Raw genomic sequence first — 6,340 nt, 5'->3', positions numbered from 1 at the left:
AATAATTGTCCGACTGCGGCACCCCGGTCCCGAGATACTTTTTGACGAGTTCCGGATGCTCACGCACAGCTTCGGAAATCGACATGAAGATAACGCCGGCCTTTTCGAGCTCCTTGCGGAAGGTCGTCGCCACTGAAACGGAATCGAAGACCGCATCAACTGCGACGCGGTTACCGGCCGGCTGCGTCGTGCCGCGCGCATCCGCTGCCGTATCGGCTGCCCCCTCGACACCCAGCAGAACCTCAGCTTCGCGGAGCGGAATGCCGAGTTTCTCATAAGTTTCGAGAATTTCCTTCGGCACATCATCGATCGAGTCATACTTGGCGCCGGTCTTGGGCGCGGCGTAATAGTAGATGTCCTGGTAATCGATCTTCTCGTATTCGACCTTTGCCCATTCAGGCTCTTTCATGGTGAGCCAGCGCTCATAGGCCTTGAGGCGCCAGTCGAGCATCCATTGGGGCTCGTCCTTCTTCTCGGAAATGAACCGGACCGTATCTTCACTCAGCCCCTTGGGCGCATATTCGGTCTCGATGTCGGTCTTGAAGCCCGCTGAATAGTTTTCAGATTGCAGCGCCTTGGCGGCGGCAACCGTGCCGGCATCGATGCCTTCTTTGACTTTCATGTCGTCAGCCATGTCAGGTCGTCTCCTTCACTGCCCGGCGTTTTGCAGCTTCAAGCCAGACATCCGCTGTCTGCTCGAAATCCTGCTGCGTGCTTCTCCAACCATAACTGGTGCGTATTGCACATTCCGCAAGCTCATCTGACGCGCCCATTGCAGCGAGCACAACCGATCTTTTGACCTTTCCGCTGGAGCAGGCGGCACCAGAGGAGACAGCAACGCCCGCCAGATCCATCGCCATGACCTGCGTTTCGGCCCTGAACCCTTCAAGCGCAAAATTTGACGTGTTGGGCAGGCGCGGTGCCGATCTCCCGAAAACTGTTACACCACTCGCAGAGATCAGCCGCTCCTCCATCGCGTCGCGCCAGGCTTCGAGTTGTTTCAGCTTTCCCAGATCGGCCACAGCGGCCTCAGCGGCCGCTCCAAAGCCTGCGGTTCCCGACAGGTTTTCGGTACCAGACCTGAGCGATCTCTCCTGCCCGCCGCCCATAAGAACGGCCATCAGCGGCGAACCACTCCTGATCCACAACGCACCTACGCCTTGAGGGCCGCCGGCTTTATGGGCCGACAGGCTGAGATAATCAGCGCCCAGGAGCGATACGTTCACGGGGATCTTCCCGAGCCCCTGTACGCCGTCACAGAATACAAGCCCGCCGTATTCGTGGACGAGTTGAGCTGCTTCGGCCACCGGCTGGATAACGCCAGTCTCATTGTTCGCCAGCATGAGCGCGAGAATGGGCGTTCCCGACCGTTCGGTATCCCACTTTTCCAGTCTCTGACGCAGCGCGTCTAGATCGATCTGGCCTGATTCTGTCACATAAACCGTTTCAACAGGAACGTCCGCGTAGCCAGCATTCTTCACGACCGCTTCATGCTCAATAGCCGAAACGATCAGGGTGCATGTGCCGTCGAGTTTGCGGACTGCACCATGAATGGCGAGCGCGGCGGCTTCGGTGCCGCCTGATGTAAAGATTATATCCTGAGGAATGGCGCTGATCGCCCGCGCCACTTGCGCGCGCGCTGTCTCTAATACTTTCCGGGCCGCTCTGCCTGGTCCATGAACGCTAGAGGGGTTCGCACCGATCTCTAGCGCTTCGAGCATGGCATCCCGCGCTTCAGGCCTTAAGGGCGCAGTTGCATTGTAATCTGCGTAAATCATGATCCACCCCTTAGGGTATCACGGCATGGGCTTACACAAAAACTTGCATTTTGAGTCTGCTTTCCTCTAAAGCGCCACCTTCCAGTGATTGCAGCGCAAAGCAGAGAGGCGCCACCGATGGCAGAACTCATCATTCCCGGTCCGGCAGGTCGTATTGAAGCTCGTTACACCGAGCCGCCGCAGGAAAATGCGCCGATCGCCCTGATACTTCATCCGCATCCGCGGGCTGGCGGGACCATGCAGGATCCGATCACGATCCGCCTGTTCCAGATGTTCGAGAAGCGCGGCTTCGGCGTATTGCGCTTCAATACGCGCGGTGTCGGCCGCTCCCAGGGCGTCTACGACCAAGGCGTTGGTGAGCTCGAAGATGCTGCCTATGTCCTTGATTACATGGAAAACCTGACGGAAAGCCCGCGTTTTGTCTGGTGCGCCGGCTATTCTTTCGGGGCCTGGATTACGCTGCAGCTCCTGATGCGCCGGCCCGAGATCGATGGCTTCCTCGCCATTGCGCCGCCGTGCAACCATTACGACCTCTCATTCCTCGCCCCCTGCCCTGCCTCTGGCCTGATCATTTCAGGCGAAGCGGACAAGATTTCCGGGCCGAAGGATGTCGAGCGCGCGCTGACCAAGGTCCGTGTACAGAAGGGCGAAGTGATTGAACGGGATTCGATCGCAGGCGCGAACCACTTCTTCCAGGGCAAGCAGGATGAGCTTCTTGACCTTTGTGAAACCTATGTCGACCGCCGCCTGATCGAAGATGAGCAGAAGATGCGCGCCGAAGTCGACACCAAGAAAGTCCGTGGCCAGGCGGCCATTCCCAACAAGGCAGATCCAGAGGACTCCATCGAAGGCGATGACGACGATGAGGATGATGACGACTAGGAAAGAACTTTTCCGCCTGTCATCGGCTTTGCAACACCAGTCGTTCCCGGCCAGCTGAGCGGAAGACCTCTCAGGGTTCGCACCGCCAGAAAAGCAAAGGCCTGTGCCTCGATTGAGTCGCCGAGCCAGCCAACGTCTTCTGCTGTTCTGACAGTGCTCGGCACGCGAGCATCAAGCTGTCTCATCAGTTCCGGATTGTGCCGCCCCCCTCCGCAGACGATGAGATATGCTGGGCGCTCTTTGAAGCTTTTGACGGCATGACCTACCGCTTCTGCTGACAGTGCAGTCAGGGTCGCAGCGCCGTCTTCCAGTGACAGGCCGCCCGCTAGAACAGCGCTGAAATCATAGCGGTCGAGGCTCTTTGGCGGCGGAGCGTCAAACCAGGGATTGTCCATCCAGAGGGCGAGCGAGCTCTCGTCCACATGTCCGGCAGCGGCAAGCTTGCCGCCCTCATCGCACGTGCCTGCGTCGTGCCGGTCGACCCACTCATCGATCGGACCATTCGCAGGCCCCGTATCGAAGGCGAGAAGATTGCCCTGAGCTTCCCTATAGGTAATATTCGCGACACCGCCGAGATTGAGGACCGCTGCGCTCTCAGCGCTTGCAACCATGTCCAGTAGCGCCGCGTGATACGCCGGCGCAAGCGGTGCGCCCTGCCCGCCCGCCATGACATCATCTGTCCGGAAATCATAAGCGAGCGGCGTTCCGAGGCCCTCATGGAGCGCCTCTGCATCAATGAGCTGGAGCGTTGCCCCAGTCTGTGCGGCGGTGGGAGGGCGATGCAGCACAGTCTGGCCATGGACACCCGCAATCTTGGGGACTTGTCCGTCAAACCTGTCGATGAGCTCAGCCCAGGCATCGAGATGCGTTCTGGTGATGACGGACCTTGCTTTCGCGAATGCAGCTTCAGGCGGTGCACCATCCCAGTTCCAATGCCGCGCTGCCTCTGTCGCCTGTTTGAGCGCCAGGCGTTCGTCGGGTGCGTACTTCCGCTCCACAACGGGTCCGAAGTCGAGCACGCGAATTCCATCTGTCAGAATGAGCGCAGCATCTACGGCATCGATGGACGTTCCCGACATGAAGCCTGCTGCCCAAATCGGCTCGAATTCGTCTCTATCCTGTTCCAATTATCACCTCACCCTGCTAGCAGCGCTCTCGATAATGGAGTTCGAGCCATGAGCCAGTACAAATCCGAATTTCTTCGCACACTCGAAGAACGCGGCTTCATCAAGCAGATTACACATCCAGACGCGCTGGACGAGTACTGCCTGAACGATACGCCTGTCGGATATATCGGCTTTGATGCCACCGCCGACAGCCTTCATGTCGGGTCTCTCCTGCAGATCATGATGCTGCGGCGCCTGCAGCAGGCTGGCGGCAAGCCGGTCGTGCTCATGGGTGGCGGGACAACCAAGGTCGGCGATCCGACGGACAAGGAAAAATCACGGCCTCTGCTCACCGATGATCAGATCCAGTCAAACATGGATGGCATCAAGAAGGCATTCGCGCCTTTTCTGACGTTCGGAGACGGGCCGACCGATGCGATCATGGTCAACAATGACGAGTGGCTCTCAACAATTGGCTATGTCGAATTCCTGCGTGATTATGGCGTGCACTTCACGATCAACACGATGATCAAGCAGGAAACGGTGGACCGGCGGTTGCGCAATGAACAGCCCTACACCTTCCTCGAATTCAACTACATGCTGCTTCAGGCTTACGATTTCCTTGAGCTCTACAGACGCCATGGCGTGCGTCTGCAGCTTGGCGGTTCCGACCAGTGGGGCAATATCGTGAATGGCGTGGACCTGACGCGGCGCGTTGCTGATGGCGAGGCTTATGGCCTGACCTCACACCTCATTACCACCGCCTCCGGCGGAAAGATGGGCAAGACGGCCGATGGCGCTGTCTGGCTGAATGCGGAGCGAAAATCGCCGTACGAATACTGGCAATTCTGGCGAAATACCGAAGACGCCGATGTCGGCCGTTTTCTGCGACTGTTCACGGATATGCCGCTCAGTGCAATCGAACGCCTCGAAGCCTTGCAAGGCGCTGACATCAATTCAGCGAAGATCGCGCTGGCCAATGCTACGACGACGATGCTGCACGGCGAGCAAGCGGCTGAAGATGCTGAACGCGCTGCCGCTGCGGTGTTCGGTGCAGGAAGCGTAGATGACGCCCTGCCGACAACCGAAATTGCCAAGAGCGAATTTGAGGCCGATATGCTGGTGGCTGCTGGCTTCACCGCTTGCGGGCTTACCCAGTCGAATGGCGAAGCCCGGCGGCTGATCAAGCAAGGCGCGGCAAAGGTGAATGATGAGAGCATCCGGGACCAGAACGCACTCTTCACAACGGAGCACGTGACAGATGATGGCGTCGTCAAATTGTCCGCTGGAAAAAAGCGGCACGCCCTCCTGAAGCCTGTCTGATCAGTCATCGAGAATTTGCGGGCTTACGGCAGGGAACTCGGCTTCCAGGCGGCCGAGATGTTTCTGGCTGAGGAGAACGTGCAGCTTCACCGTCCCATCCGGCAGTACGTCTTCACCGGTCACGCTGCCATGTTCGAAAAGCCATGCTCTAACCGCGCCCAATTTCGGCGGCAGCTCGAACAGATAGGCGTCGAGCTCCTCCTGGATGCCGGTTGAAATCAGCTCTAGCAGGTCCTCAATGCCGTCCCCCGTAAGAGCCGAGATGACGACAGCCGGCGTCTCCTGAAGTCCGGCTCGCGCCGACATGTGCAGCGATTCACGCAGGTCATCCGGTAGCAAATCGGTCTTGTTCCACGCCTCGACAATCCGGGGCAGCTCCTTGCCGGATTCATCTTTCAGACGGGTCAGAACCTTGAGGACATCCTGTTTGCGCTCTTCATCGAACACGCTTGAGCGGTCCCTGACATGAACCAGCAGATCGGCATCCAGCGTCTCTTCAAGCGTGGCCCGGAAACTGTCGATAAGATGGGTGGGCAGATCTGTTATGAAACCAACCGTGTCGACCAGCGCTGCATCGCCGATGCGGGGAAGTTCAAACCGTCTGATTGTCGGATCAAGCGTTGCAAAAGGCATGTCCCTGGCAAAGACATTCGCGCCCGTCATTCTGTTGAAGAGGGTCGATTTCCCCGCATTCGTGTAACCGACAAGAGCCACAACGGGAAACTCTGCCTGGCGGCGGCCTTCGCGCTGCAGCTTCCGCGTGCGTTTTACATCGTCCAGTTCTGACTTCAGCGATGCGAGCTGGCGGTCGAGCATCCGCCTGTCGGCCTCGAGTTGCGTCTCGCCTGGACCACTCAAGAAGCCGCCGCCGCCGCGCTGGCGCTCAAGGTGGGTCCAGGTGCGCACCAGGCGAGACCTCTCATAGGATAGACGCGCAAGCTCGACCTGCAGCTTGCCTTCCTTGGTGCGCGCGCGAAGACCGAAGATTTCAAGGATCAGGCCCGTCCGGTCAATGACCTTTGCCTTCAGTACAGTTTCGAGGTTGCGCTGCTGGACAGGCGAAAGATTGGCATCAATCACACAGAGATTGCATTCATTCTGCTCAATGTCTTCGCGCAGCCGCTCAAGGATACCGCCTGAAAGCAGATGAGACGCATTTGGCTTGCGCACATGTTCAGGACGCAAGAAAGCAAGATTGCACCCGAGCGCTTCCACAAGGCCCGTAGTCTCGTTAATCCGTTCGGAATCGGG

5 protein-coding genes and 1 pseudogene are annotated in these 6,340 nt (G+C 58.4%); 2 read left to right on the top strand and 4 right to left on the bottom strand.

Annotation, left to right across the window (positions count from 1 at the left end; all coding sequences use genetic code 11):
• Window positions 1–634: pseudogene (locus WA989_RS11685) on the bottom strand (Fe-S cluster assembly protein SufB); the annotation flags it as partial.
• Between the two features lies 1 nt (window position 635).
• Window positions 636–1,778, bottom strand: coding sequence for a cysteine desulfurase family protein (locus tag WA989_RS11680; RefSeq protein WP_424340675.1), 1,143 nt, complete (start codon window positions 1,776–1,778; stop codon window positions 636–638).
• A gap of 117 nt (window positions 1,779–1,895) precedes the next feature.
• Here WA989_RS11680 and WA989_RS11675 point away from each other — a divergent pair, with 117 nt between their 5' ends.
• Window positions 1,896–2,660, top strand: coding sequence for an alpha/beta hydrolase (locus WA989_RS11675; protein WP_424340674.1), 765 nt, complete (start codon window positions 1,896–1,898; stop codon window positions 2,658–2,660).
• Here the strand turns inward: WA989_RS11675 and WA989_RS11670 are convergent.
• Window positions 2,657–3,787, bottom strand: coding sequence for an anhydro-N-acetylmuramic acid kinase (locus WA989_RS11670; RefSeq protein ID WP_424340673.1), 1,131 nt, complete (start codon window positions 3,785–3,787; stop codon window positions 2,657–2,659). The two genes, WA989_RS11675 and WA989_RS11670, sit on opposite strands and share 4 nt — an antisense overlap.
• Before the next feature lie 48 nt (window positions 3,788–3,835).
• Between WA989_RS11670 and tyrS the strand changes: the two genes are divergently transcribed.
• Window positions 3,836–5,089, top strand: coding sequence for a tyrosine--tRNA ligase (gene tyrS / locus WA989_RS11665; RefSeq protein WP_424340672.1), 1,254 nt, complete (start codon window positions 3,836–3,838; stop codon window positions 5,087–5,089).
• Here the strand turns inward: tyrS and hflX are convergent.
• Window positions 5,090–6,340: GTPase HflX (hflX, locus tag WA989_RS11660; RefSeq protein ID WP_424340671.1), on the bottom strand; the 1,251-nt coding region annotated here is incomplete at its 5' end.

Source organism: Henriciella sp. (assembly GCF_049649345.1).
GTDB lineage: Bacteria > Pseudomonadota > Alphaproteobacteria > Caulobacterales > Hyphomonadaceae > Henriciella.
This window is presented reverse-complemented; position numbering and strand designations above follow the sequence as displayed.

Excerpts from the sequence above, each read along its gene's own strand:
- WA989_RS11680 (WP_424340675.1), bottom strand. The coding sequence starts at position 1,778 with ATGATTTACGCAGATTACAATGCAACTGCGCCCTTAAGGCCTGAAGCG.
- WA989_RS11675 (WP_424340674.1), top strand. The coding sequence starts at position 1,896 with ATGGCAGAACTCATCATTCCCGGTCCGGCAGGTCGTATTGAAGCTCGT.
- tyrS (WP_424340672.1), top strand. The coding sequence starts at position 3,836 with ATGAGCCAGTACAAATCCGAATTTCTTCGCACACTCGAAGAACGCGGC.